The organism is Paenibacillus sp. J23TS9, assembly GCF_018403225.1.
Taxonomy (GTDB): domain Bacteria; phylum Bacillota; class Bacilli; order Paenibacillales; family Paenibacillaceae; genus Paenibacillus_AQ.
The window spans coordinates 3129465-3152737 of sequence record NZ_BOSG01000001.1; the positions used below are offsets into that span (position 1 = coordinate 3129465).

General features: G+C 49.5%; 23 protein-coding genes. 9 read left to right on the forward strand and 14 right to left on the reverse strand.

Features of this window, described 5'->3' with window-relative positions; all coding sequences use genetic code 11:
- Nucleotides 1-14: 14 nt before the first annotated feature.
- From KJS65_RS14660 to KJS65_RS14670, 3 genes are all read right to left on the reverse strand, one after another.
- Nucleotides 15-203: a hypothetical protein gene (locus tag KJS65_RS14660; protein WP_036707848.1), complete on the reverse strand. Its 189-nt coding sequence runs from the start codon at nt 201-203 to the stop codon at nt 15-17.
- 138 nt (nt 204-341) lie between these two features.
- Nucleotides 342-848 (reverse strand): phosphatidylglycerophosphatase A family protein, encoded by a 507-nt coding sequence (locus tag KJS65_RS14665; protein WP_136604167.1) that lies wholly within the window; start codon nt 846-848, stop codon nt 342-344.
- A 193-nt stretch (nt 849-1041) separates the two neighbouring features.
- On the reverse strand, nt 1042-4695 hold the full coding sequence (locus tag KJS65_RS14670; protein ID WP_213650436.1) for a DNA polymerase III subunit alpha: 3654 nt from the start codon (nt 4693-4695) through the stop codon (nt 1042-1044).
- Between the two features lie 154 nt (nt 4696-4849).
- Here KJS65_RS14670 and KJS65_RS14675 point away from each other — a divergent pair, with 154 nt between their 5' ends.
- The 3 genes from KJS65_RS14675 to KJS65_RS14685 all read left to right on the forward strand — a co-directional run bounded on the left by KJS65_RS14675 (nt 4850) and on the right by KJS65_RS14685 (nt 6047).
- The gene (locus tag KJS65_RS14675; protein WP_136604165.1) at nt 4850-5176 is read left to right on the forward strand and encodes a YtrH family sporulation protein; all 327 of its coding nucleotides are present in this window, start codon (nt 4850-4852) and stop codon (nt 5174-5176) included.
- Between the two features lie 2 nt (nt 5177-5178).
- The gene (locus tag KJS65_RS14680; protein ID WP_213650437.1) at nt 5179-5673 is read left to right on the forward strand and encodes a sporulation membrane protein YtrI; all 495 of its coding nucleotides are present in this window, start codon (nt 5179-5181) and stop codon (nt 5671-5673) included.
- Nucleotides 5674-5741: 68 nt separating this feature from the next.
- Complete coding sequence (locus KJS65_RS14685) at nt 5742-6047, forward strand: YtpI family protein (protein WP_136604163.1); 306 nt, start codon at nt 5742-5744, stop codon at nt 6045-6047.
- Between the two features lie 82 nt (nt 6048-6129).
- Here the strand turns inward: KJS65_RS14685 and KJS65_RS14690 are convergent, their stop codons facing one another.
- The 3 genes from KJS65_RS14690 to KJS65_RS14700 all read right to left on the reverse strand — a co-directional run bounded on the left by KJS65_RS14690 (nt 6130) and on the right by KJS65_RS14700 (nt 8320).
- On the reverse strand, nt 6130-7464 hold the full coding sequence (locus KJS65_RS14690) for a DRTGG domain-containing protein (RefSeq protein WP_213650438.1): 1335 nt from the start codon (nt 7462-7464) through the stop codon (nt 6130-6132).
- A gap of 114 nt (nt 7465-7578) precedes the next feature.
- Nucleotides 7579-7866 (reverse strand): hypothetical protein, encoded by a 288-nt coding sequence (locus tag KJS65_RS14695; RefSeq protein WP_213650439.1) that lies wholly within the window; start codon nt 7864-7866, stop codon nt 7579-7581.
- Nucleotides 7867-7972: 106 nt separating this feature from the next.
- Nucleotides 7973-8320: a YlbF/YmcA family competence regulator gene (locus KJS65_RS14700; RefSeq protein WP_136604160.1), complete on the reverse strand. Its 348-nt coding sequence runs from the start codon at nt 8318-8320 to the stop codon at nt 7973-7975.
- Between the two features lie 164 nt (nt 8321-8484).
- On the opposite strand from KJS65_RS14700, the gene KJS65_RS14705 reads away from it, so the two are divergent.
- From KJS65_RS14705 to KJS65_RS14730, 6 genes are read left to right on the forward strand one after another with little or no spacing between them, the layout of a single operon-like run.
- On the forward strand, nt 8485-9852 hold the full coding sequence (locus tag KJS65_RS14705) for a YheC/YheD family endospore coat-associated protein (RefSeq protein WP_213650440.1): 1368 nt from the start codon (nt 8485-8487) through the stop codon (nt 9850-9852).
- A gap of 11 nt (nt 9853-9863) precedes the next feature.
- The gene (locus tag KJS65_RS14710; RefSeq protein WP_213650441.1) at nt 9864-10985 is read left to right on the forward strand and encodes a YheC/YheD family endospore coat-associated protein; all 1122 of its coding nucleotides are present in this window, start codon (nt 9864-9866) and stop codon (nt 10983-10985) included.
- The gene (locus KJS65_RS14715; protein WP_213650442.1) at nt 10985-12358 is read left to right on the forward strand and encodes a YheC/YheD family endospore coat-associated protein; all 1374 of its coding nucleotides are present in this window, start codon (nt 10985-10987) and stop codon (nt 12356-12358) included. The genes KJS65_RS14710 and KJS65_RS14715 overlap by 1 nt, the downstream gene beginning before the upstream one ends.
- A gap of 47 nt (nt 12359-12405) precedes the next feature.
- A complete protein-coding gene (locus tag KJS65_RS14720; RefSeq protein WP_213650827.1) occupies nt 12406-13458 on the forward strand; it encodes a YheC/YheD family endospore coat-associated protein in 1053 nt (350 codons plus the stop codon).
- Nucleotides 13459-13466: 8 nt separating this feature from the next.
- Nucleotides 13467-14015 (forward strand): GNAT family N-acetyltransferase, encoded by a 549-nt coding sequence (locus KJS65_RS14725; protein WP_213650443.1) that lies wholly within the window; start codon nt 13467-13469, stop codon nt 14013-14015.
- Nucleotides 13997-15121: a YheC/YheD family endospore coat-associated protein gene (locus KJS65_RS14730; RefSeq protein WP_213650444.1), complete on the forward strand. Its 1125-nt coding sequence runs from the start codon at nt 13997-13999 to the stop codon at nt 15119-15121. Before KJS65_RS14725 ends, KJS65_RS14730 begins: the two co-directional genes overlap by 19 nt.
- Before the next feature lie 40 nt (nt 15122-15161).
- Here KJS65_RS14730 and KJS65_RS14735 read toward each other — a convergent pair whose 3' ends face one another.
- The 8 genes from KJS65_RS14735 to KJS65_RS14770 all read right to left on the reverse strand — a co-directional run bounded on the left by KJS65_RS14735 (nt 15162) and on the right by KJS65_RS14770 (nt 23261).
- Nucleotides 15162-15863, reverse strand: coding sequence for an HAD family hydrolase (locus KJS65_RS14735; protein WP_213650445.1), 702 nt, complete (start codon nt 15861-15863; stop codon nt 15162-15164).
- A 158-nt stretch (nt 15864-16021) separates the two neighbouring features.
- Nucleotides 16022-16591 (reverse strand): manganese catalase family protein, encoded by a 570-nt coding sequence (locus tag KJS65_RS14740; protein WP_136604153.1) that lies wholly within the window; start codon nt 16589-16591, stop codon nt 16022-16024.
- A gap of 35 nt (nt 16592-16626) precedes the next feature.
- On the reverse strand, nt 16627-16908 hold the full coding sequence (locus KJS65_RS14745) for a spore coat protein CotJB (RefSeq protein WP_213650828.1): 282 nt from the start codon (nt 16906-16908) through the stop codon (nt 16627-16629).
- Nucleotides 16909-16949: 41 nt separating this feature from the next.
- A complete protein-coding gene (locus tag KJS65_RS29860) occupies nt 16950-17114 on the reverse strand; it encodes a spore coat associated protein CotJA (RefSeq protein ID WP_244864583.1) in 165 nt (54 codons plus the stop codon).
- Nucleotides 17115-17347: 233 nt separating this feature from the next.
- Nucleotides 17348-18379 carry a sporulation integral membrane protein YtvI gene (ytvI, locus tag KJS65_RS14755; protein ID WP_213650446.1) on the reverse strand — a complete coding sequence of 344 codons (1032 nt, stop codon included), beginning with the start codon at nt 18377-18379 and terminating at the stop codon, nt 17348-17350.
- Between the two features lie 10 nt (nt 18380-18389).
- A complete protein-coding gene (locus tag KJS65_RS14760; RefSeq protein WP_213650447.1) occupies nt 18390-19745 on the reverse strand; it encodes a hemolysin family protein in 1356 nt (451 codons plus the stop codon).
- Between the two features lie 17 nt (nt 19746-19762).
- On the reverse strand, nt 19763-20875 hold the full coding sequence (yfkAB, locus tag KJS65_RS14765; protein ID WP_213650448.1) for a radical SAM/CxCxxxxC motif protein YfkAB: 1113 nt from the start codon (nt 20873-20875) through the stop codon (nt 19763-19765).
- A 154-nt stretch (nt 20876-21029) separates the two neighbouring features.
- On the reverse strand, nt 21030-23261 hold the full coding sequence (locus KJS65_RS14770; protein WP_213650449.1) for an MMPL family transporter: 2232 nt from the start codon (nt 23259-23261) through the stop codon (nt 21030-21032).
- Between the last annotated feature and the right edge of the window lie 12 nt (nt 23262-23273).

Consider the following 23273-nt stretch of genomic DNA (forward strand, 5'->3'; position numbering starts at 1 on the left):
CGTTCTTCCGGAGATTAAGGATGCAAGATGGAATTCAGCACTTCTTGGACTTCCTCCAACTCTCCTGAGGGCACCAGAATTTCGAATTGCTGCTTGGATAAGTTGACCGGACGGCTTTTCACCAAAAATCCTTCTTCCGTTAATTTGGCCTGGATCATTTCCGCTACCTTCGCGGTTGGCGCGATATAGATGACCGTCCACATTCCTTTCAGAACCCCCTAATCTCATGTTCTGAGCCCGTATAATGAAACAATGATAACATAACTCTGTTTTTTCCCGCAACAAAGGGCTTTGAAACAACCCAAGAGATCAAGGGGTGTCAAAAGGGTTGGAAAAGGGTTTCAGGATCCGGAAAGCTCAGAGCCGAGCGGGTACGATTTCGCGCCCTTATACCGGTGCGCTATACGGGCTGAAGCCGCCGCCGCAAGTCCTGCCACTAGATCATCCAGAAAAACATGTATTTCATTTTTTTTATCATTAAGCTCCGCGATAATTCCGGTTTTTTCCTTATCGAGGTAACCAAAACTCGTTAATCCGATCATACCATAAACATTGGTAATGCCAAGTGCCAGTGTCTCGTCCACGCCATATAAAGGCTCATCCGCTTCCATGATCGCCTGCAGCGGTTGCGGCAAAAGCCTGCGCTCTGCGAGCTCATCAAGCGCCATTCCCGTAAACAATGTGTACTGCACTTCCCGCTTGCCAAGAACCGCTTTGACGCTGTCAGTACAGTCCTGCATGGTCAAAAGCGGATGATACACCAGCTGGAGCTGATATACAATATCAGCAATATCTTCTACCTTGACTCCCCGGTGGTTCATCATGGCCACCACTGCTTCATACGACATTCGCTATTCCCCCCGTATGCGCGCCCCAAGAGCTATATTAAAAAGTGGGGCCGCATAAAATGTTGTCCCTAGGATAGGTGTTCCTAAGTGTATGCGGAAGCCTGGGGAAACGTTCGTAAATTCTCGGTTAACCCCCTGCACCGGGGAGCGGGCATGTCCAGCTGTGGTCATATGCCGGGACTTTATCCTATTTTCACTTGATTCTTACGGTATCTTTACCGAGAATCCCTTCCATCCTTTCAAACAACTGCGGGGAGGGCTTGATCCGGTAGCTGTCGCTCAGCGCGAGCAGCTTCTGGTTCTCCTCATAGAACAACACAGTCTGTACCGGACCCGGATGCTCCTGAAGAAGTACCTTCAGACGGGTTAGTAAATCCGGACTGCGTTCAGCCTGCGGTGTGATCTTGACAAACACACGCTGCTCAGCAGGCTTATTCCGTCTTGGAGTCGATGCAGCTCCAGCAGCACTCGTCTCGCCCGCACCCGAACCCGGAGAAGCCTGATTTACCTCCGTGGCTGCGGTAACGGATGCAGGCTTTCGCTCTGTCTTTTGCACAGCTTGCTTGGTGTAGCTTCTGCCGGCTGCCGGCTTGCTCCGGGTGCGCTTCACCAGCTGCTCAAGCGCCGCAGGATCCAGCCTCAGCATGTCCTCCGCAAGGAGCTTGAAGCCTTCATCCTGCTGCTGCACCTTAGCGCGAAGCGCGAGCAGTGCTCCTTTCTCAATATACTGTGAGCTTCGCTTCCACACCTCTGGAAAAAGCACGACCTCACAGCGCTCAATCTGATCCTCTACTTCCATGAAAGCCATGGCTTTTCCCTGCTTTGTCGTAATCGTCTTGACGGATACAACCATACCTGCCACAACCGTATACGATTCATCTTCGGCCTCGGCAAGATCCATCAACCGGTCAACCCCAGGAATAGTGAGAGCTTCGTCATAATCATCAAGCGGATGTCCTGACAGATAGAGTCCAAGCAGTTCCCGTTCAAGCTCCAGCTGCTGCCCGGCAGAAAAAGCAGGGATATCCGGATATTCAATATCCCAGTTCGGGGTTTCGACAAAATCAAACAGCTGAATCTGCAAATCTTCGCGTTCCTTGCGCCACTTCACAGCAGCTTCGACCGTCTCATCAAGCATCGCCAGCAGCTGCGCCCGGTGACCCGGGAGCGAATCAAAGGCCCCCGCCTGAATCAACGACTCGATCACCCGCTTGTTGCAGACTCTCAAATCAATCCGGCGGCAGAAGTCAAGCAGACTTTCGAAGGGCTTCTCCTCCCTGACCAGCATCATGTTCTCGACCGCTTGCGTGCCTACATTCTTGACAGCGCCAAGTCCAAACCGGATATGTCCTGGTCCCGCCCCCCGTGTTGCCTCCACCGATTCTGCCACAGCAACGGGGGTAAACAGCACGCCGCTCTCATTGACATCCGGCGGCAGAACATGAATGTCCATCCGACGGCACTCCAGCACGTATTCAGCGACCTTGCGGTGGCTCCCCATCACGGCAGTCAGCATAGATGCCATAAATTGCACGGGATAATGCGTCTTAAGATACGCCGTCTGAAAAGCAAGCACACCATAAGCCGCAGCATGTGCCCGCGGAAAGCCATAATCGGCAAAGCGGACGATCATGTCATAGACCCGGTTTGCTTCTTCCTCACTGTATCCCTGCTTCAGACTGCCTGCGACGAAGTGGCTCCGCTCCTGATCCAGCACCTCGCGTTTTTTCTTCGATACGGCGCGGCGAAGCAGATCCGATTCCCCAAGAGAGAAGCCTGCCATCAGGGAGGCAATTTTCATAATTTGTTCCTGGTAAACAATAATCCCGTAGGTATCCACAAGAAGTGGTTTCAGGTCCTCATGGGGATACTCCACATCAATCTGGCCATGCTTGGCCTGAATATATTTGGGGATGAATTCCATCGGACCCGGACGATATAGCGCCACAACCGAAATAATATCTTCGAAAGCAGAAGGCTTCAGATCCTTCAGAACCCTCCGCACGCCCGCGGATTCCAGCTGGAATATCCCCGTGGTCTCCCCGCTTTCCAGCATGTCATAGGTCAGCTTGTCATCATCGGGGATGCTTTGAAAATCCGGCATCTCCCCTGTCATTTCGCTAATCCAGTTCATGCAGCGCTCTATGATAGACAAGGTTCTAAGTCCAAGAAAGTCCATCTTAAGCAGGCCGATACTTTCCAGATTTTCCATCGAGTACTGAGTCAAGGCGGTGTGCTCGCTGCCTTCCTGCAGCGGCACCGCATCCGTCAGCGGATCGCGTGAAATGACAACGCCCGCGGCATGTGTCGAAGCATGACGCGGCATGCCCTCCACTTTCATCGCCATATCTAATAATTCGCGGATTTTCCCGTTCTGTTGATAATTTTTTTGCAGCTCTTCACTCAGCTCAAGCGCCTTCCTAATATTGATTCCATGGGAACCCGGAATCAGCTTGGCAGCCTTATCCACATCCCCGTAAGGCACATTCAAGGCTCGTCCCACATCACGGACCGCTGCTCTCGCAGCCAGCGTACCAAATGTAATGATCTGTGCCACATGCTCATGTCCATATTTACGGGCGACGTATCGGATAACTTCATCCCGCCGCTCATCACTGAAATCGATATCGATATCCGGCATCGTCACCCGCTCCGGATTCAAGAATCTTTCGAAAAGAAGATGATATTTGATCGGATCCACATTCGTAATCTCAAGTACGTATGCCACCAAGCTGCCCGCCGATGAGCCCCTTCCGGGTCCTGTAGCGATACCTTGGCTGTGGGCGTAAGCAATGAAATCCCAAACGATGAGGAAATAATCGTTGAAGCCCATGCTTCCAATGACGCTGAGCTCATAATCCAGGCGCTTGTTCAGCTCTTCCTGTCCACCGGGCGCTGTCCACAGCTCTGTATTTTCATAGCGCTTAGCAAGGCCTTCCTGGCAGAGAGAACGCAAATACTGCGCGGAATCCACTTCTTCAGGCAGCGGACGGTATTCCGGAAGAATAGATCTGCCGAATTCCAGCTCCAGATTACACTTATCCGCGATTGCAGACGTATTTTCTATTGCCTGCTTCACGTGCGGAAACAGGCGGTTCATCTCTTCCCCGCTCTTAAAGTACAGCTGGTCGGTCGGAATCTGCAGTCTTTCCTCGTCTTCAACCGTCTTGCCTGTCCCGATACAGATCAGCACATCCTGCATGGCGGCATCCTCACGATTCAGGTAATGCACATCATTGGTGACCGCGAGCGAAATCCCCAGCTCTTCGGCCAGCTGAATCAGCTGCGGATTGACACGTTTTTGTTCAGGCAGGCCATGATCCTGAAGTTCAAGGTAAAAGTCTTCCCCAAAAATATCGCGGTAACGGATGGCTGCCCTGCGCGCTTCATCTGTTCTGCCGTGCAGGAGATGCTGCGGCACTTCACCGCCCAGACAGGCGCTAAGGCATATAATCCCTTCATGATGTGCCTTCAGAGCATCCATGTCGATCCGCGGTTTATAATGATAACCCTCCAAGTGTCCTATGGAGCATAACTTCATCAGATTACGGTAGCCGGTCTCATCTTTGGCCAGGAGGATCAGATGGTAAATCGGCTGATCCTTGCGGCTTCCGCGCTCTTTGCGCGAGCCGGCAGTCAGATATGCCTCGCAGCCGATAATCGGCTTGATGCCGGCGGCGGAGCAAGCTTTATAAAAAGGCACGGCACCGTACATGACCCCGTGGTCCGTAAGTGCCAGCGCCTTCATCCCGTATTCGGCGGCTTGGCGGACAAGGTCCGAGATCCGTGCCGCTCCATCCAGGAGGCTGTATTCGCTATGCACATGTAGATGCACAAATGAACTCATATCTCTTCTCCTTTTTGTCCGCTTTGATTCGGAAAGTAGTCTTCATCTCTTTATATTATTTTATCATATTACGCAAGGCACCGCCCATAGAATGGAATAGGAGATCATCGGACAGGCGGTATGCAAGCATACCCCTCTGAAAGGACTGGATATGATGAGTGCATTTTTATCCAAAGCGATTCTGGATTTCTTCATTGCCTTCGGGATTGTCATCGGGGGAGCGATGGTCGGTGGCGTAGGTGCTGTCATTTCCCTGCAGCCGCCAACCCAGACTATGCTTGATGTCGCAGACCGGATCAAAATTTGGGCCCTGGCTGCAGCTGTTGGCGGCACAATCGATCCGATGCGGGTCATAGAGAGTAATTTTTTGGGAGGAAATATGTCTCCGGCGATCAAGCAGATTTTATTTCTGGTATCTGCCTTTCTCGGAGCACATATGGGCAGTGAGCTCGTAAAGTGGGTTTGCGGCGGTAAGGAGTAGCCATGAGGATTCCTCCATTCAAGCGTTACCGTCATATTTCACAAATCGCCGCTGTATTCGTGCTCGGTGCCATTATCGGCAGCGTTGTCTATAACGTTGTCTTCCACTCAAGCTACAATACACTCTGGTTGTCCAATCTGGATTTGGAGAGCCAGATCAAGCAATATGAAGAAGATATCAAGACGTTGAAGAACTACAAGAATCAGCAAACCGTGATCCGAGAGATTAAAATCCGCAATGAGCGGCAGGATCCTCCGATCGATCCGGTTGTCGTTAAAGCTATAATCGTTCAGCTTGGCGAGGATTTAGGCGTGCTTCGGGGGCAAAACGTATTCGAAATTGACACCTACAGCAAAGTTGTGCGCACGCTCCTTGAGGAGAAAATCTATAAAGTGAGGGAAAAGGAATATTCGGTTGAAATCAAGACGATGCTGCTGATGGAGGGCATGCTCCAAATCTGGGTGGAAGTGCATACCGTTCAAGTGCGAAATCCATAGATTCATGGTACAATATTGCTATTAAACTACCTCTATAATGGATCGAAAAGAAGGAGCTGCAGCATCTGATGGTTTCTGTCATCCGCTATTTGCTTTATGCGCTGCTGGTCATCGCCTGCATTTGCGCTGCCCTCTACAGCAGCCGTTCCCGGCGCTCGAAGGACGCCCGTGAAAGAGGCCTGTACGGGGCTGTTACGAATATTTTCATGGGAATCATGCTAATCATGCTGGCATTGATTTTCATGTTTATCTTTCAAGGCTCGACGGTTGCCATTATCATTGAAGCTATTTTCCTCGTACTCGGCGCTTTTAATATTTTTGCCGGTATCCGCAACCGCGGCTACTACAGCCGAATGAAATCAAACAACATGTAAATTTGAACAGCCGGGCACTCTTTAGGGAGCGTCCGGCTGTTTTCATTCATGAAGCCTCTGATCTGCCTCGCATCGGATTGCCTTAACCGTGTTCTATCGATTGCAGCGTAAGCACGGCCTTCGCGACCAGGCTGTCCATATGCGTCATCTCAATTTCAAGCTTGCATGTCCTGCGGCTTGCCTCCAGAAGCCGAGGAAGGACGGCGACTGGATCTTCAATCTGGACGGGACGTACAAAGTAGGTTGACATATTGTCCAGCACGAAATCATTGCCGGTCAAATCCTTGGCCGCGCGCAGCGCAGCCTGTGTCATCACTGTCGTCAGAATCCCTTCGGAAATGGTCCCCAGATCCGTCGCCATCTGCGGCGTAATGAAGCCATGGAAAAAGAGGCGTCCCTCCTCATCCCGTTCATCCGCAAAACCATTCCAAATGAGGTGATCAAATGTTTCTCCAAGCTGAGGCTGTTTGCGGGCATCTCTCATCGCCTGCAGCACTTCCTTGCGGGAAACGGTTGCCACCAGCTTGCGGTTGCGGTCCACGATCGGCAGGAAATCAATGCCCTCCCACATCATCAGCTGCGCGGCTGAAGCCAGTGATGTCTGGAGTGTGGCTGTAACCGGGTTACGGATCAGCACCTTCTCAATGCTCTGCTCTTCCGGCAGATTTCTCATATCACTGCGGTTTACGATTCCCAGCACACGGTTCCACTCATCAACGACCGGCAGCCGCGGATCACCTTTCTGTTCGGACAGCGCCATGCTCTCTCCCACGGTACTGGATAGCTTCAGGGCGTGAATCTTAGGCTTGCTGCCCACGATGTCTTCCACAATCATAATCTTTTTCTTAATGAGCCGGTCAAAGATTGCCCGGTTGATCAGCGACGCAACGGTGAAGGTATCATGACGCGAAGAGAAGATCGGCAGGTTCAGCTGGTCTGCCAGCATTTTAACCTCTTTACTGGTTCCGAAACCGCCGGTAATCAGCACGCCCGCCCCCTGCTCAAGAGCCAGCGTATGCGCATTGTCACGGTTACCGACAATGAGCAGGCTGCCGGCATCAATATACCGAACCATGGCGTCCACCTTCATCGCTCCAATCACATATTTATGCAAATTTTTATGCAGCCCGTCCGCACCTCCAAGCACATGTCCTTCAACGATGTCAACCACATCGGCAAAAGTAAGCTGTTCGGAAATATTACGCGGTTTTTTCTCCACCCGGACGGTTCCAATACGCTCCTTGGTAATAACAATTCCCAGATTCTCCGCATCTTTGAGCGCGCGGTAGGCCGTACCTTCACTGACTGACATTTCTCTGGCCAGCTTGCGGACGGAGATCTTACTCCCCACTTTCAGTCCTTCGATATGAAGCAAAAGCTGTTCATGCTTTGTAATCGCATCATCGCGGCCTTCCAACTGTTACACCCCCACACATCCAACTGTACTATTCTGTATCTATATCATAGCATTCTATTCCATACAAAAAAAGCTGAAGCAGCAGCTGCCCCAGCTTTTTTTAAGCATTCACGGTTACATATTTTCTTGTCTCTGCTGCTTCTCTTCCGGCCATTTCATCTGCCATTGACGCAGCTTGGCTGCCTTGATGCGGTCGAGTGCCTTTTGCTTCTCTTCATCCACACCAAGCAAATAATGCAAATGCGCTCCAATCACCAGAAAAGCGAACAGGGCCCATGCTCCGCCGAAAGCTGATGCCCACGACCAGCCTCCGCTAAAAGAAATTAAAGGCAGGGCGTACATCAGCATGGCCAGCGCCAGAATCAGATACAGGAAATGTTTGAATTTGTTTCTTTTTTTCATTTCGGCAGCTCCTTCACAAGTGAATCTATATTTCTACTCTATGAAGGTCTGACGAAAAATATGAGACAAGTTAACAGAAAAATCCTGTGATATCAAATTTATATCATTACAGGCTTTGTCCTCCATACAGACCTTGAAGGCTGTCGGAGATCATTTTATTAATATCCTCAATGATTGTGCTGAGGCGGCGTTCGGCATCAAACAGACGGCGGATATTCAGGTTCAGGCTGAGCACGTCAAAGAGCTTCTCCATCTTTTCCATCTCTTCCTGGGAAGGCATATCACCAGACATCATCCGCTGCTGAATTTCCATTTGGCGGTTGCGGAAATCGTCGAGCATGATTTTGCTCTCTTGATCCTTTTCAATCAGGCTCATCGCCGAAGTAATATCCTGAACCTCCTGGCACTCTTTAAGGGCTTTTGCCAATTCATTCGCTTTGTCGTAAATATTCATGTGTGTCCTTCCTCCTCTGAAAAATGAAAGCTGCAAATCCCTTTTTTATAAAAATGGGTCAATCACCAAGGGATATATGTCCTCATATGATGCATTACATGCAAAATGCAGATGCTCCTTATCTGCCCTGTTGACATCAAGTTGCTGTTGGAAGGAGATCCACGATGTCCAAAAAAATGCTACCGGTCCAAATGTTCACTCCGGGCGCTTTTAGGGAAAACGCCATTGTTCTCGGAGAGAAGCTGGTCAAAAAGTGGAAGATTCCTACCGACCGTCCTCTGCAGTTGGCATTTGGTTCCTTCAGACAAGAGATCACCGTTATCGCCGCAGCCAAAACCAGCGGACTGCGTATCAGTGAGCCTCTGGCCCACCGAATGGGGCTTTTTTCTCGTCCGGTACTGAGGGCGACTTACAATTCCTCAAGCCGTACACTCAGGCTCGGACCTCTGATCAGCGTGCTTATCAGCAGAGACAATCCAGATCAGCCCGATAAACCGTTCGGCTCCATATCCATGTTTTGCCGGGAGCTTGTTAACGCCTGCCGGAAGCAGGGTGCATATGTATACTTCTTTACACCGGATCACATCCAGGAAGGGTCAAACAGTATACATGGCTGGGTATATGACGACGGATGGCGCCAAACGGCAATGCCCATCGCGGATGTCATCAACAACCGTCTCACAACACGCAAAATGGAGAATAAACCTAGCGTACAGTATTTTATGAAAGAAGTAAAATCCCGCTATGGCGCTCATGTTTTTAATGAAAGGTTTCTGGACAAAAATGAGGTTTTTGACACACTTAAAGCCGATTCCTCCCTTGCCAAATTCATGCCTGAATCCCATTTACTGAGCGGCCTTGCCATCCTTAAAAAAATGTGCTCGCAATACCCTGTCGTATTTCTAAAGCCGATACGAGGCAGCCTTGGCAAGGGTATCATCCGCATCTCAAGACAGCCTGACGGAACATACCAAACGCTGGCTACATCCACGGGAGGCGCCCGCAGGCAGGTATATCCGAGCATAACCAAGTTGTTTGCAAGCATATCCGGCAAAATGAAAACGACTCGATTTCAGATTCAGCAGGGACTTACCCTGATTGATCATGGCAAACGGCCGATCGATTTCCGGGCGCTCGTACAGAAAAACGGGCTGGGTAACTGGAATGTGACCTCCATCGTGGCAAGAATTGCCGGAGGAAACCATTTTGTTTCCAACTTGGCCCGGGGTGGCACGCTCAGTACCGTCAAGGATGCGGTGAGCAAATGCATGCTGCCTTCAGAGGTCAAAAATACCGCTTATGTAAAGCTGCACCGCGCATCGCTGGATATTGCGAGAGGGATTGATAATTTGATCCCCGCGCATTTCGGAGAACTGGGCATCGATTTGGCAATGGATAGCTCCGGTAAAATTTGGATGCTTGAGGTGAATTCCAAGCCTTCCAAAAATGATAACACACCGCTTAACGAGCAAAAAATCAGACCCTCGGTCAAAAGGCTGCTGGAATACTGCTGCTATTTGTCCGGCTTTTAAGGAGGGATGTCATGCATGCCATAGCGATTGGAACACTCGGCATCATGTGCTGCAGCCGTCCCGGCAGTCCACCCTTTTCAGATGAAGGCTACTGCAGGAGACTGACCGTACTCGGAAAAAAATACGGAATACGAGTCATCGTCTTTTGCCCGGCAGATGCCTCGAAGGACCGCAGCTTCGTTGAGGGCTACACTTACAAGCAAGGCGAATGGCGTAAAGACCGGTTCCCTTTTCCTGACATTGTATACGATCGCTGTCTGTTTCACAGGGGAAAAGAATTCATGGATGCGTCAAGTCTTCTTTCGGAAGCCCGCTTTGCGAAAAAGTGGGTGCTTTGGTCCCGGGGACTTCCGGGCAAATGGAGGGTTTATCAGGTCTTGAAAAAAGAGCGCTCCCTCCTCTCTCATCTCCCAGTTACCAGGATTTTCCGGGGAAGTGAAAGCCTGATGAGCAATTTAGAGGCTTTTGACGGTGAGGTCTTCCTGAAACCTAAAGGCGGTTCTCAAGGAAAAAACACACTTTATATACGGAAAGATCCGGAATCAGGAACCATGCTCATTAAGGGCAGAGATTCTCTCAACCGGTTCATCGAAAAGAACGTTGCATCTACGGCCGGCGGTTTACAGTGGATTCGGCAGTTTACTGAAAACCGCGAATATATCATCCAGCCGTTTCTGCATCTGTACAGCAAGAACAACCGCCCTTTTGATGTCAGGGTGTTAATGCAGAAAAATGAAAAAGGGTTGTGGATGCGAACCGGTATGGCGGTCCGGGAGGGCGCCGCTGGGAGCATGACCTCCAACCTTCACGGCGGCGGAAAAGCCCTTCCCGTACTGCCGTATCTAAGCGAACAATTCGAAGCTAAGCAGGCAGAACATATGACGGAAACCCTCGGGCAGATATCTGAGACCATTCCGCCGATTCTGGAAAGTCATTTTGGCAGGCTTGGAGAACTGGGCATCGACTTCGGGATCGATACGAAAGGGAATTTGTGGCTGCTGGAGGTCAACTCCAAGCCAGGACGCACCTCCATCCGGCATGCCGGTGACCCAGACAGCGCTGTTCTCGCTTCGGAAAATCCGCTCCGTTATGCCCGCTATCTATTGCTTCGACAACTTAGGAGGGTAAATTGATGAGTTTGACTTTTTGTAATGTTCATTTTTCGCAGCAGCCCGAGAAAGTCGTCTATATATCCAATACACTTATGAAAAGCTTGAAGCTGTCCGGCAAGAAAAACATTCAGCTCCGTCTCGGCAATGACACCATTCATGCTGCCGTAAAATCCATCAAGAAGCCGGGCAAACATCTTTTTCTCGGCTCGGCTGTCCGGAGCGGTATCCATATTCCATCCGCCGGCGGCATCTATATACGAAACCTGCAAGAAGATGAGGTTCAACTCGGACCTTTGATTGGCGTGCTCTCTGATGGACCAACGAACACCAAGCAGCCATTTTCATCCCGCACGGGATTCATCAAACAGCTGCTTCGCGAAGGAAAAAAGAAATGCTATATTTTTGCTTTTACGCCGCGGGATATCAACTGGCAGAAGGATACGGTGAACGGCTACTTTCTGGGTGATAACGGCAACTTTTACCGAAAGACCGTACCTCTGCCCGATGTTGTCTACAACCGTCTTCCCAGCCGAAAAGCTGAAACCTCATCTTCAATCAACCAGCTAAGAGAACGTCTCAGCCGCAGAAGAATTCCGTACTTTAACTGGAGCTTTTTTAACAAATCGGATATATACCGCCTGCTTGAAAACGACAACACTGTCAACTTGTATGTACCGGAATCCCATATGAGCCCTACACCGGAAAAAATCAAAGAGATGCTGGAAAGACACCAGTTTCTCTACTACAAGCCTTCAGCGGGAAGTTTGGGAAAGGGAATTTACCGCCTGACCTATCTGCCCAAAAAGGGATATTTTGTACGCTACCGCAAGGGAAGCGGCAATGTACTGCTTCGATTCAGCACATTCAACAGCATGATGAGGATGCTGCAATCCAGGCATGGCCGTACACTTGATTCTTATGTGATTCAGCAGGGCATTCGCTTGGTTGAAATTGACAATTGCCCGATCGACTTCCGGTTCCATATGCATAAAAACGGCAATAACAAATGGGTTGTCGTTGGAATCGGTGCGAAAAAGGCAGGACGGGGCAGCGTGACAACACATTTGAAAAATGGAGGATCACTACTGACTCCTGAACAGGCACTGAGTCGTACCTTTGGTTCCAAATCGGAAGAGGTACTGCAAAATGCTAAAAAAATCGCTATTACGCTTGCCGAGGGTATTGAGTTCCACCACCAGCATCTGCTAGGCGAAATTGGATTTGATCTCGGGATTGACCAGGATGAAAAGGTATGGATGTTTGAAGCCAATGCCAAACCCGGCCGCTCCATATTCAGCCATCCTTCCCTGCGGTCGGAAGGGAAAGCCTCTGTGGAACACATCCTCGAACACTGCCTTTATCTGAGTAAATTCCGCAGGAGGGATTCTGAGTGACGAATGTAAATGCTGATGAGAGCAAGCCCGTCGTCGCAATCTTAACCATGCCGGGAGGTCCCGGCTTTTTCCGGGGAAATCAGGCCAACTTTCAGGATATCGTCAGGACAGGACAGGAAATGGGATTTCCTGTCTATGTCGTGACCGTCAGGGATCTCAAGTTAAACGGAGAGAAAATCAAGGGATTTACGCTGAATGCAAATGACGAGTGGGAACAGCAGCTTTTCCCACTCCCTCAAGTCATCTATAATCGTATTCCGCAGCGCGAGGATGAACAGAAGCCAGCCGTACGACGCAAAATCAAGGAATGTCTGCTGCATCCAACCATCCAATTTTACAATCCTTATTTTTTTAATAAATGGCATTTGTTTGAATGGCTCAAAAAATCAAAATCAACCCAGCACCTCGTGCCGAAGACAAAAAGATTCCGCGGTGATCCTGGACTTCAAAAAATGCTCGAACGCTACCCCTGCCTCTATTTGAAACCCGAAAGCGGAAAGGCCGGAAAAGGTATTATGATGCTGAGATACCAGAAGGACAAACTGCTTCCCTATCGTCTGAAGGTACAGCATCATAAAAACAGCACCACCTATAAAGGAGCGAATATACAGCGTCTATGGGCGCGTATTAAGATCGAAACCGGGGTCAGCCCCTATATTATACAGCAGGGCATTGAGCTGGCTGCCGTTGACAATCGTCCGTTTGATTTGCGGGTCCTGCTGCAGAAGACGGAAAAAGGCCAATGGGGTGTTACAGGAATAGGCGCACGTATGGCCGGCTCCAAAAGTATAACAACTCATGTCCCGCGGGGAGGCAGCATCGAGGATCCGAACAAAATGCTCGCAACCGTTTATGGTCTAGACAAGGCGCCTGGCATCATGAATCGGGTGAAAACGACGGCCATTGTCATCGCCAGACAGATCGAGAGGGCATCCGGGTACGCTCATGGTGAAATGTCCATGGATCTTGGGATGGATGCTGCAGGCAGCATATGGTTTTTTGAGGCGAACGCTAAACCCATGAAATTCGATGAGCCTCATATCCGTCAAAAATCGCTCGAACGTATTTTCCAATACTGCCAATATCTCGCGAGCCGCTAGAAGTCGTCATGTCAAAGGAAGTGATTTTAAACATGCAAGTTGCATCCCTGCTCTCCTTTCCACGCAAAGAATGGAGCCGCAAGCACGCCCAAGTGATGCGGTTCCTGTTCGAGTATGGTCGAAAGCAGACGTTACGTGAAGATTATATCAAGTTAGCTCAAGCAAACGAATATATCTTACTGCAGCCCGGCACCTCCTTGCTTACGGCAACCGTACGCGGGGAGACCGGTCCTGTTTTGATAGGCGCATCTTTTATTAAAGATTATGGTGAAGAAGCCTTTCTGATCGCTGTTCATCCGCTTTATCGACGAAAAGGAATCGGCATCTCCCTCTTATCAGAGCAGCTTGCCCTGCTTGGGAAAATGCAATGCCAGGCAGGTCTAAATCAGATTCCCTTCCTGAACCTTTGCTTCCGCGCAGGACTTACCGCCTCCTCACTGACAAAAGATTCATCAGGAAGAGCTCTCCTGAATCTTGTAGGAGATTCGAATAATACGGTTCGCCTTCAGGCGGCCTCGATTAAAGAAGGTGAAACGTTGTGCCGATTCCCGTCTTAGGTATCTTGACGCTGTACATGAATGAACAAAAACATCTTGAGGAAAAGCCCGTTTACCAGAAAATGATCATTGAAGGCCGTAAAGTGGGATTGGATGTATTTGTTTTTACACCAATGGACGTCAATGAGAGCAAACAAAAGATCTATGCACTGGAGTATGATGCCAAAAAAGGTACATGGGGGCGAAGCTGGCGGAGCTTCCCTCATATGATCTATGACCGCTGCCGAATCCAGAAGGGCTACCGGTTCACGCAGCTCCTCCAGTTCAGGCGCCGCTACAGCCATCTATTATTTTTAAACCGGCCGCTGCGAAACAAATGGACGATATATGAGGTGCTTTCACGTAAGCCCGAATTCAAAAAGTATCTTCCGGAGACACATCTGTATCATGGATTTACTGATGCACATCAAATGCTGAAGAGAAAGCCGGTTATCTTCTTAAAACCAATCAACGGAACGGGTGGTCGCGGGATTTTACGGATTGAGCGGCTGAAGGAGAACTCCCAATATTATATTCAAGGGAGAAACCAGCAACGGAAAATCATTGCACCTCAGAAAATACACGCTTCCCGTCTGGGATCCGTTTTGCATAGCTGGAATATGAAGGACCGTTATCTGGTGCAAGAGGGCATCCCTATAGACCTTCCGGACGGCCGCGTCCATGATTACCGCATGCTGGTGCAGAAAAACAGAGAAGGCATCTGGCAGCTCACCGGCATAGCCGGCAGAGTGGGAGCTCCGCGGAGTATTACCTCCAATTTGCATGGAGGCGGGCATGCGGTAACCATGAATTCCATACTGGATAAATGGATAGAAGATGCGGAGAACCGCCAAAAAGTTGAGAAGCGTGCAGAGAAGCTGGGCATCGGGGTAGCTGCTTTTCTGGAAGGTCAATACGGCGCATTATGTGAACTGGCTCTGGATTTGGCCATAAACAAAAAAGGGCATATTTACCTTCTGGAGGTAAACCCCAAACCCGCAAGGGAAGTTTTTTCGCAAATCGGTGATGCCGACATGTACCGGCAGGCCATAGTCAGACCGCTGGAGTATGCCGTTTGGCTGTATGGGCAAAGAGAAGAATCCAAAAAGACCAACAAACCGCAGTAAACCTGCGGCCTGTTGGCCTCTTTCATTTGGTCAAATATCATTATGTAATCGATACCGCTTCCGCTTCATCATACAGTTTCAGAAGCTCCGAGAAAGAGGATATCCGTACATCCGATCCCTTTAGCTCGTCATGATTACCAAAACCGGCATAAGCGCAGCCAATTACACCGAGGTCATTTTTCTTTCCGGCTTCCACGTCCGAAGAGCGGTCTCCCACCATCCATGCGGAATGAACCTGTTCCTGCTCAAGCAGCATTTTCACCAAATCCACTTTGGAAAGTGTGCCCTGCTTGCCTGCGCTGTACAGTCCATCAAAAAGATTAGCCAGTTCATGTGTATCCACGATACCGCTGATATAATGCTCCAGTCCGTTGCTCGCAACGTACAGCTTTACACCTTGCTTATGCAATGCTTCCAGCGTTTCCTTGACTTCCGGATACAGCAGCGTCTCACCGCCGGCCAATCCCTCCAGTTCAAGCTGAAGCAGCAGTTCATTGGCTCGGTTATGGGCTTGTACACTGCCATCCGGCATCACAACTTTCCATATATCTTCCAGAAGCATCCCTAGGCTGCCCAGCATCCGCTCTTCCGGAGGTGTTGGCGACGTATACAGGCCTTCACTTCGCAGCGTGTCGAACAGCTTGTGGTATGCAGGCAGAAGTACGGATTCGGTTTGAAATAGCGTTCCATCCATATCAAAAATCATTGCCTCAGGCCTGGTCAGTTTACTTGGGTTACTCATCGATTAGCATCGTCCCTTCTGTCACTTCGGTGTGCGCATACGGTCTGGCGCCTTGCTTATAGCCTATCATAAGGGAAGCCCTACCCGGTTGTAAACCAAACAAACAGGCGCCCCGTGGCAGGAACGCCTTATTCTAGCCAAGCCTTTTTTTCATTAGTTCAGAAGATTCTCTTCTGAGTGCGATCATCCTTAATGATCTCCACCGCTTCCCTGAAACGGGTTGCATGAACAATCTCACGCTCGCGCAGAAACTTCAAGCTGTCCTGCAGATCTACATCATCCGTCATATCGATCAGCCATTGATATGTAGCCCGAGCCTTCTCCTCCGCTGCAATATCTTCATACAGGTCCGCAAGCGGATCACCTTTAGCTTGGATATAAGCTGCCGTAAATGGCACTCCGGAAGCATTATTATAGAAAAGGGCCTTGTCATGAGCGGCATAATGGGCGCCAAGGCCAGCGCATTCAAGCTGCTCGACGGTGGCGTCCTTCGTCAATTTATAGACCATCGTCGCAATCATTTCCAAGTGGGCGAATTCTTCGGTGCCAATATCGTTCAACACGCCAATAACTTTATCAGGTATGGTGTAGCGCTGATTTAAATAGCGCAGGGCCGCTGCCAATTCACCATCAGCGCCTCCATACTGCTCAAGCAAATATTTCGCCATTGTCGGATCGCATTTGCTGACACGAACCGGATACTGCAGCTTCTTCTCATACACCCACATGAGTTTGGACAGCCTCCTTTAAGAATATAATCTCGTTATACCTGCCAAGGCCAAGGTGCTTGCGGCCATTCAAACGGAAACCGGGAATAGGCATGCCCAAAATTCATCAACGGTCCGTACAACTCCTGAAATTGCCTGACAAGCGGAATCCGTTCCTGGGCAAGCCGGTTATACTGCTCAACACTTTTCAAATCATCCGGATGAGTGTTCAGGTACAGGTTCAGCTCGACCAAAGCAAAATCAACGACCTGGATCTTTTCCAAAAGCTCATAATACCGCTGATCGATCGCTGCACCCTTTTGCGTTTCCGGTTTCATATTTGCCGGACTTACATGTTCAGGCTTCAGATTTTCCGACATCAGGCTCCCCCCTCCTGTGCGCTCCGGTTCGGACTGTATGGGCTGTACAAGTTAGGCCACAGCGTCCCTCTAGTCAAAGCTTCCTGCAGGCTGAACTGCGGCCAATCCAGTGGTTGAAAAGTGATATATTGGTTCGGCGGAACGACGTATGTTCTGTAAAGCATTGGCGGACATGGATCAAACGGCCCTATGAAGGGCTTATAGACTCGCACCTGGTTGTTCACATTCACCAAAGGCTCCTCCTTCTGTATCAAGGTATCAGGCCGATGACACGAAAAAGCCATCAGTCTCTTCGTAACTAACATATGAGGCATTCGTGGAAACTGAACAAAAATTTACGAAAAAACCAAAGAACTCCCTCGAAACAAGCCGAAACTTGTCCAGGGAGTTCTTGATCTTATAACTTGATTTTGATCTGAAATAATCCCGCTTTGCGGATAGCCGAATAGATAATAACCACCAGGGGGCCGATGAATACACCAATCACACCGACCAATTTAAAGCCAATGTACATGCTTACCAGCGCCGAAAGCGCTCCGATCCCGACGGAATCGCCAATAACCTTCGGTTCGATGACCCGCCTTGCCACGGTAATGACAATAAAGAGGAGTGACAGCCCGAAGCCTGTATAAGAGTCCCCCACAATAAACAAATAGGCAGCCCATGGAATGAGGACAGAGCCCACGCCAAGGATTGGTAAAATATCCACGAACATAATCAGCATGGCGATTGCAAGCGGGTAATGAATGTTTAGAATGAGCAGACCTGTCAACGTGACGACATACGTGAAGGCACTGAGTATCATCTGGGCCTGTATAAAACCGAAAATTGATCTTTTCAAGCTCTGCAGTACCTGCTGAATCTGCCCTTGCATCTCCTCTTCAAACAGGGATAGCAGTCCTGAGCGAAGCGTGGGCAGACCATAGCTGAACAAGTACACTGCGACAAAGAATACGACGAAAAACACGAAAGTACCGGGAATACCTTTTGCAAAATTCAAAAACGTGGAAGATAAAGTGTTCGCAAAAGACTCCGCGTACTGTGTAACATTCGAAAGAAAGACTCTTAGGCTTTCAGCCAGATCAGGCTGAATGCGGTCAAGCCACCCCCGGGCTTGTATCATGGTATTCTGCGCAAAATCGTTGGCAGCCGCAAAATACGAAGGGGCGTTCTTCCAGTAATCCACAAGCTGACCAAATACCTGCAGTCCCAGCATGTACACCAGAAGCAGAACCAGAAGCAGAAACAAGGTACATGTGAGGGAAGCGGCCGCAACCCGGTTCCATTTCAATTTGGACATCATCATGCCATGAATAGGCTCGAGTGAAATGGCAACCAGGGCAGCCAGCAGAAACGGTGCTCCCGCCGTAAACAGAATATACAGCAGTAAAAGCCCGATTCCGATGAGAAGCAGCTGTTTCCCTGACATTAATCACCCCTTAATCCCCGTTGTCCGCCCCTTCTCCTTCGCTTGATGTGTCGGCTGCGGCAACGCGATGGATGTTGACCCGGGTAATCCGGAGTCTAGTAGATTCTTCGACCTCAAAAATAAAATTATTCATTTGAATCATCATGCCCTTAACCGGATTGCCTTGCAATTCCTTGAACAGCCAGCCGCCTATGGAATCCACTTCATCATCCTCGATAATAACGCCTGTCAGATCATTCACATCTTCAATCAGCATACGTCCGTCAACGGAGATGAAGTCCTCCTGAATCTCTACATCAGGCCGCTCATCTTCAAATTCGTCATACAACTCGCCTACGATCTCTTCCAGAATTTCTTCAGCGGTCAGTATCCCCGCCGTACCTCCGTATTCATCCACAACCAGTGTCAGCTGAGCATGCTTCTTCTGCATCAGACGGAGTACATGGCTGATCTCCATTGACTCGGGTACATTCAGGATCGGCCGCACGAGCGAAGTCAGTTCTTTCTGATGCTCCTCATCTGCAAGTAAAAAATCAGTAATATGCACAAATCCGAGTATCTGATCCTTGTCCTCCACGGCAATAGGATAGCGGGAATGCTTCGTTTCATTGATGATTCTGAGATTCTCTTCCAGCGTATTGTTCGTGAACAGGCAGTCCATATCCGTACGGGGCAGCATGATTTCGCGCGCCAGCAGATCGGAGAATTCAAAGATGTTGTCCATCAACTTCATCTCATCCTTGTCGATCACTCCGCTTTTGGCACTCTGATTCATTAATATGCGGATTTCCTCTTCAGAATGCGCAGCTTCTGATTCCGTTGCCGGCTGTACGCCGAATAACCGCAAAATCACGTTAGCGGATGCGTTAAGCAGCCAAATGAACGGGAAAAATATTTTATAGAAAAGCATCAATGGAGCGGATAAAAGCAGCGCTGCCCCTTCTGTTTTCTGAATCGCCAGAGACTTTGGTGCAAGCTCTCCAAGAACGATATGTAGGAAGGTAATAATACAGAAGCCGATAATAACGGACACCGTCGCAATCAACGTGCTGTCCGTAATCCCTGCTTTATACATGAGCGGCTGTACCAGGAGATGCGATATGGCAGGCTCGCCAATCCAGCCCAGTCCCAGGGATGCCAGCGTAATCCCAAATTGGGTAGCGGATAAATAGGCATCCAGCTTATTGTTTACTTTTAAAGCATAAGTTGCCATGCGGTTGCCTTCGCTCACCAGCTGCGTCAGCCGGGACTGGCGCATCTTTACAAGCGAGAACTCCGCCGCGACAAATACTCCGTTAAAGAATACAAGCAGCAAAACCAGGAAAAGGTTGTATAATAGCTTGCCTATTTCTAACTCCCCGTCCAAATGAAACGCCCCATTTCTTATAATATGTTAGCTTGCCTTATGCTAAAATCCGTATTCTTATAATACATGTCCTTCACCAGCAAATTCGGTCCGCAGCATCCTGCCGCATCACAGTGGCAGTTAATCGTTTTGTTCAGCGGATGATCCATTTGCCATGCATTGAAAATATCATCAAGCCGACTGGTCTGAATATTCCCGAATGGAGGAACATCTGAAAAGTCGGTCACATATACATCACCGGAAAACAAGTTGACATTGACACGGTTGCGCCCGTCTGGATCATTTCGGACCGTTACGTTCGGCTCCGACGCAAGACGGCGGATGAGCTTCATTTCATCCGGATTACTGCTGCACGCAAAAAACGGCAGGGTTCCAAACAACATCCACATCTCCGGGTCACGGACGTCCAGCAAAGAATCAATAGCCTTCCGAGTTTCCTCCAGCGAAAGCACCGGCAGGGCGCTGGCAAAATTGGAAGCATACATCGGATGAACTTCATGACGCTTGCAGCCCATTTCCTGTATTAGTTTGTGAATTCCAGCCAGCTTTGTATGCGTACGATAATTAATCATCGACTCGGCTGAAATAAACATCCCCGCTTCGCTGAGCTTGACGGAATTCTCCATCATTTTATCGTACATACGGTAAGCCGTTTCCTTCGGAACTGGATGATTGCTGTTGGCAAAGCCCACCTCATGGAAATCGTCGCCGTTTAAATAATTGAATGAAATATGCATCACATCCAGATACGGAAGCATTTTCTCGTATCGGCTAATATCCAGAGTCAGATTGGAATTAATCTGCGTCCGGACGCCGCGTTCTTTGGCGTAGCGGAGCAGAGGCACAATGACCTCATTCACGGTTTTTTCGCGGAAGGACGGCTCTCCCCCCGTCAGACTGATCGTTTGCAAATGCTCGACCTCATCCAATTTTTTCAGCATTAGATCAAGCGGCAAAAAATCCGCTTCTTTCATAACGAGCATGTCTCCTACGGCGCAATGCTCACAACGCATGTTGCATAAATGAGTGACTGTCATTTCCACACTCGTCAGCACATGACGTCCATATGCTCTGAGCGAACCAATAGGATCCCAAGGATCATTGATAGGCGACAGTTTTACAGTATTCATTCTTTTCCTCACCTTATTTCTTTATTTAACCCATCCAAGCAGGCATTTATAGCAGACTGTTTCTTCAGGCGTGTTCCGGTCTGGAAACACAATTCGGCAGATATGCTTCCTTTTATCATACCATGAAGTGAACAAAAACTCTCCGTCGCCTTCCTTAGCGATCAGGCTCTCCCTGCACAGCTTCGTGCTCGGACCTCGCAAAAAAGGACAGCCAGCCAGGAAGCCACCAGTTGGCTTTGCCCAAAAGCTTCATCAAAGCAGGCACCAGCAGAATCCGGACGATCGACACATCAATCAGAACAGAGGCGGTTAGACCAAGCCCCAATGCTTTCATTAATTCATTGTCAGTAAACATGAACGCACCTGCTACAACAGCGAGTATAAGGGCCGCCCCGGTGATCATCCCTCCGGTTCTCTGCAATCCTATGGCTGTGCTCCGTTCATTATTCCTTTCCTTACTGTATGCCTCCGCAATCCGTGACAGCATCATCACTTCGTAATCCATCGAGATTCCAAATACCACACAGAAAATGAGAACGGGTAATACGGCAAACACGCTGCCGGTGTAACTGACTTGAAGCCAGTCAGCCCCATACCCTCGCTGAAAAACAAGTGTAACCAGACCGAAGCTGGCTCCAAGGCTCAACAAGTTCATCACAACCGCCTTCAGCGGCAGCAGAACCGACCGGAAAGCAGCAAAAAGAATGATATAGGTCAGCAGCAGCACAGTGATAAGTACATAAGGAATTCCGCTTTGAATTCTAACCATGATATCCAGCTTATAAGCCGGGGGACCGGTTACATAGATACTCATTTCTCTTGGTGGATGCTGCCGGAGCTCTTGCACCAGCTTCACCGTAGCCGGATCCGTTTCGCCGCCTTCCGGCACAACGGCAATAACCGCAGCATGACCCCTGGCAGCATGACGCTTCTCTATCTCGTTCTGCAGCTGCGTGCTCATGACATCGGAATCTTCCTTTAGGAAGCTGGCGTAACTTTCAACTCGGTGGACCCCGGAGAGTTCTCTGAGCTTGGACATATATAATTTCATCTGCCGGATCGACTCCGGCTCCTTATAATCCTGATTCAATTCGACAGCAACCGTGATCGCATTAGCTTCTTTCATATCGTAGGCCTTTTTCATCAGCTCTACACCATACCGGGATTCATACGACGGCGGAAGCACCTCTGCTGAAGGAATCCCCAGTTTCATATGCAGAGCTGGAAATATAGCTGCCAATAGGGCAGCCGTAACCACGGCGGCGACCACGGCAGGGCGTGCCATAATAACCTCTGAAATCCGGATCCAGGCCTGACTGCTGACGCGATTATGTTCCTTCTTTTTCCGAAATCTGACCGGCCAGGCAAATATCCTGTATCCTAAGATGCCAAGCAGTGCAGGAAGAAGCGTACTTGCAGCCAGTACTGATGTAAGCACAACGAGCATTCCTCCCAAGGCAAGGGAACGGAAGACAGGGAGCTGGATGAAATTCAGTGCGAGCAAGCCGGCCATAACAGCCCCACCGGAATACATCAAGGATCTGCCAGCAGTCTTGCATGACGTATTCAGCGCTTCTTCTACCGTCCTGTTTTTCAGTTCCTCCCGGAAACGGCTTACCATGAACAACGCATAGTCAATACCTACAGCAAGTCCAAGCATAGTCACCATGTTCGGCAGGAAGTTGCTCAGCGGTACGTCTTGGACCGCCACAAAATAAAGGCTGCCCATCGTCACGGCAACACTTCCAAGTCCAACCGCGATGGGCAGGAGCGCAGCGGGAAGCGTGCCGAACAAGAGCAGCAGAATCAGAAGAGCTGCCGGAATCCCGAAGGACTCGGCCCGGACAATATCATGCCTGACTGCGCTGCTCATATCGTGATAGACGGCAAGATTGCCGGTAATATATGTATGGGTTCCGCTTATCCGCGGTACAGCTGCTTTAATCTCTTCAAAATGACCTAAAGCTTCATTCGATGTCTCATTGAGCAGTACGGTAAAAGCTGTAACAGCGTCTTCACCCGTACGCCGGGAGACGATGCTACCATACATATCCTGAACGAACGGCTGACCGCGTAATGGAGCAAGCTCTTCCCATATTTTTGCCTGTGCTTCGGAAGTGGTCAGATTTTCACCGGATGTGCTTTCCATCACGATATCCAATGAAGCAGCCGACATCCCCAGTTTTTCCTCCAGAAAAACAATACCGCGTTCAGAAGAACTTCCGGTGGGTGTAAAGCCGCTGTCTTGAAGCAAGGAAGGCGTACGAACAGCAAAAAATCCGAGAAAGCAAATCAAAAAGACCCATGCAAAAACGACAGCCCAGCGGTAGCGGAAAATAATGCTGCCCCACTGCCGAATCGGTGCTTTGATCTGTCGCTCCTTCATGGATCTGCCTCC

Excerpts from the sequence above, each read along its gene's own strand:
- KJS65_RS14660 (WP_036707848.1), bottom strand. The coding sequence starts at position 203 with ATGTGGACGGTCATCTATATCGCGCCAACCGCGAAGGTAGCGGAAATG.
- KJS65_RS14665 (WP_136604167.1), bottom strand. The coding sequence starts at position 848 with ATGTCGTATGAAGCAGTGGTGGCCATGATGAACCACCGGGGAGTCAAG.
- KJS65_RS14670 (WP_213650436.1), bottom strand. The coding sequence starts at position 4,695 with ATGAGTTCATTTGTGCATCTACATGTGCATAGCGAATACAGCCTCCTG.
- KJS65_RS14675 (WP_136604165.1), top strand. The coding sequence starts at position 4,850 with ATGAGTGCATTTTTATCCAAAGCGATTCTGGATTTCTTCATTGCCTTC.
- KJS65_RS14680 (WP_213650437.1), top strand. The coding sequence starts at position 5,179 with ATGAGGATTCCTCCATTCAAGCGTTACCGTCATATTTCACAAATCGCC.
- KJS65_RS14685 (WP_136604163.1), top strand. The coding sequence starts at position 5,742 with ATGGTTTCTGTCATCCGCTATTTGCTTTATGCGCTGCTGGTCATCGCC.
- KJS65_RS14695 (WP_213650439.1), bottom strand. The coding sequence starts at position 7,866 with ATGAAAAAAAGAAACAAATTCAAACATTTCCTGTATCTGATTCTGGCG.
- KJS65_RS14700 (WP_136604160.1), bottom strand. The coding sequence starts at position 8,320 with ATGAATATTTACGACAAAGCGAATGAATTGGCAAAAGCCCTTAAAGAG.
- KJS65_RS14705 (WP_213650440.1), top strand. The coding sequence starts at position 8,485 with ATGTCCAAAAAAATGCTACCGGTCCAAATGTTCACTCCGGGCGCTTTT.
- KJS65_RS14710 (WP_213650441.1), top strand. The coding sequence starts at position 9,864 with ATGCATGCCATAGCGATTGGAACACTCGGCATCATGTGCTGCAGCCGT.
- KJS65_RS14715 (WP_213650442.1), top strand. The coding sequence starts at position 10,985 with ATGAGTTTGACTTTTTGTAATGTTCATTTTTCGCAGCAGCCCGAGAAA.
- KJS65_RS14720 (WP_213650827.1), top strand. The coding sequence starts at position 12,406 with ATGCCGGGAGGTCCCGGCTTTTTCCGGGGAAATCAGGCCAACTTTCAG.
- KJS65_RS14725 (WP_213650443.1), top strand. The coding sequence starts at position 13,467 with ATGTCAAAGGAAGTGATTTTAAACATGCAAGTTGCATCCCTGCTCTCC.
- KJS65_RS14735 (WP_213650445.1), bottom strand. The coding sequence starts at position 15,863 with ATGAGTAACCCAAGTAAACTGACCAGGCCTGAGGCAATGATTTTTGAT.
- KJS65_RS14740 (WP_136604153.1), bottom strand. The coding sequence starts at position 16,591 with ATGTGGGTGTATGAGAAGAAGCTGCAGTATCCGGTTCGTGTCAGCAAA.
- KJS65_RS14745 (WP_213650828.1), bottom strand. The coding sequence starts at position 16,908 with ATGAAACCGGAAACGCAAAAGGGTGCAGCGATCGATCAGCGGTATTAT.
- KJS65_RS29860 (WP_244864583.1), bottom strand. The coding sequence starts at position 17,114 with ATGCTTTACAGAACATACGTCGTTCCGCCGAACCAATATATCACTTTT.
- ytvI (WP_213650446.1), bottom strand. The coding sequence starts at position 18,379 with ATGTCAGGGAAACAGCTGCTTCTCATCGGAATCGGGCTTTTACTGCTG.
- yfkAB (WP_213650448.1), bottom strand. The coding sequence starts at position 20,875 with ATGAATACTGTAAAACTGTCGCCTATCAATGATCCTTGGGATCCTATT.
- KJS65_RS14770 (WP_213650449.1), bottom strand. The coding sequence starts at position 23,261 with ATGAAGGAGCGACAGATCAAAGCACCGATTCGGCAGTGGGGCAGCATT.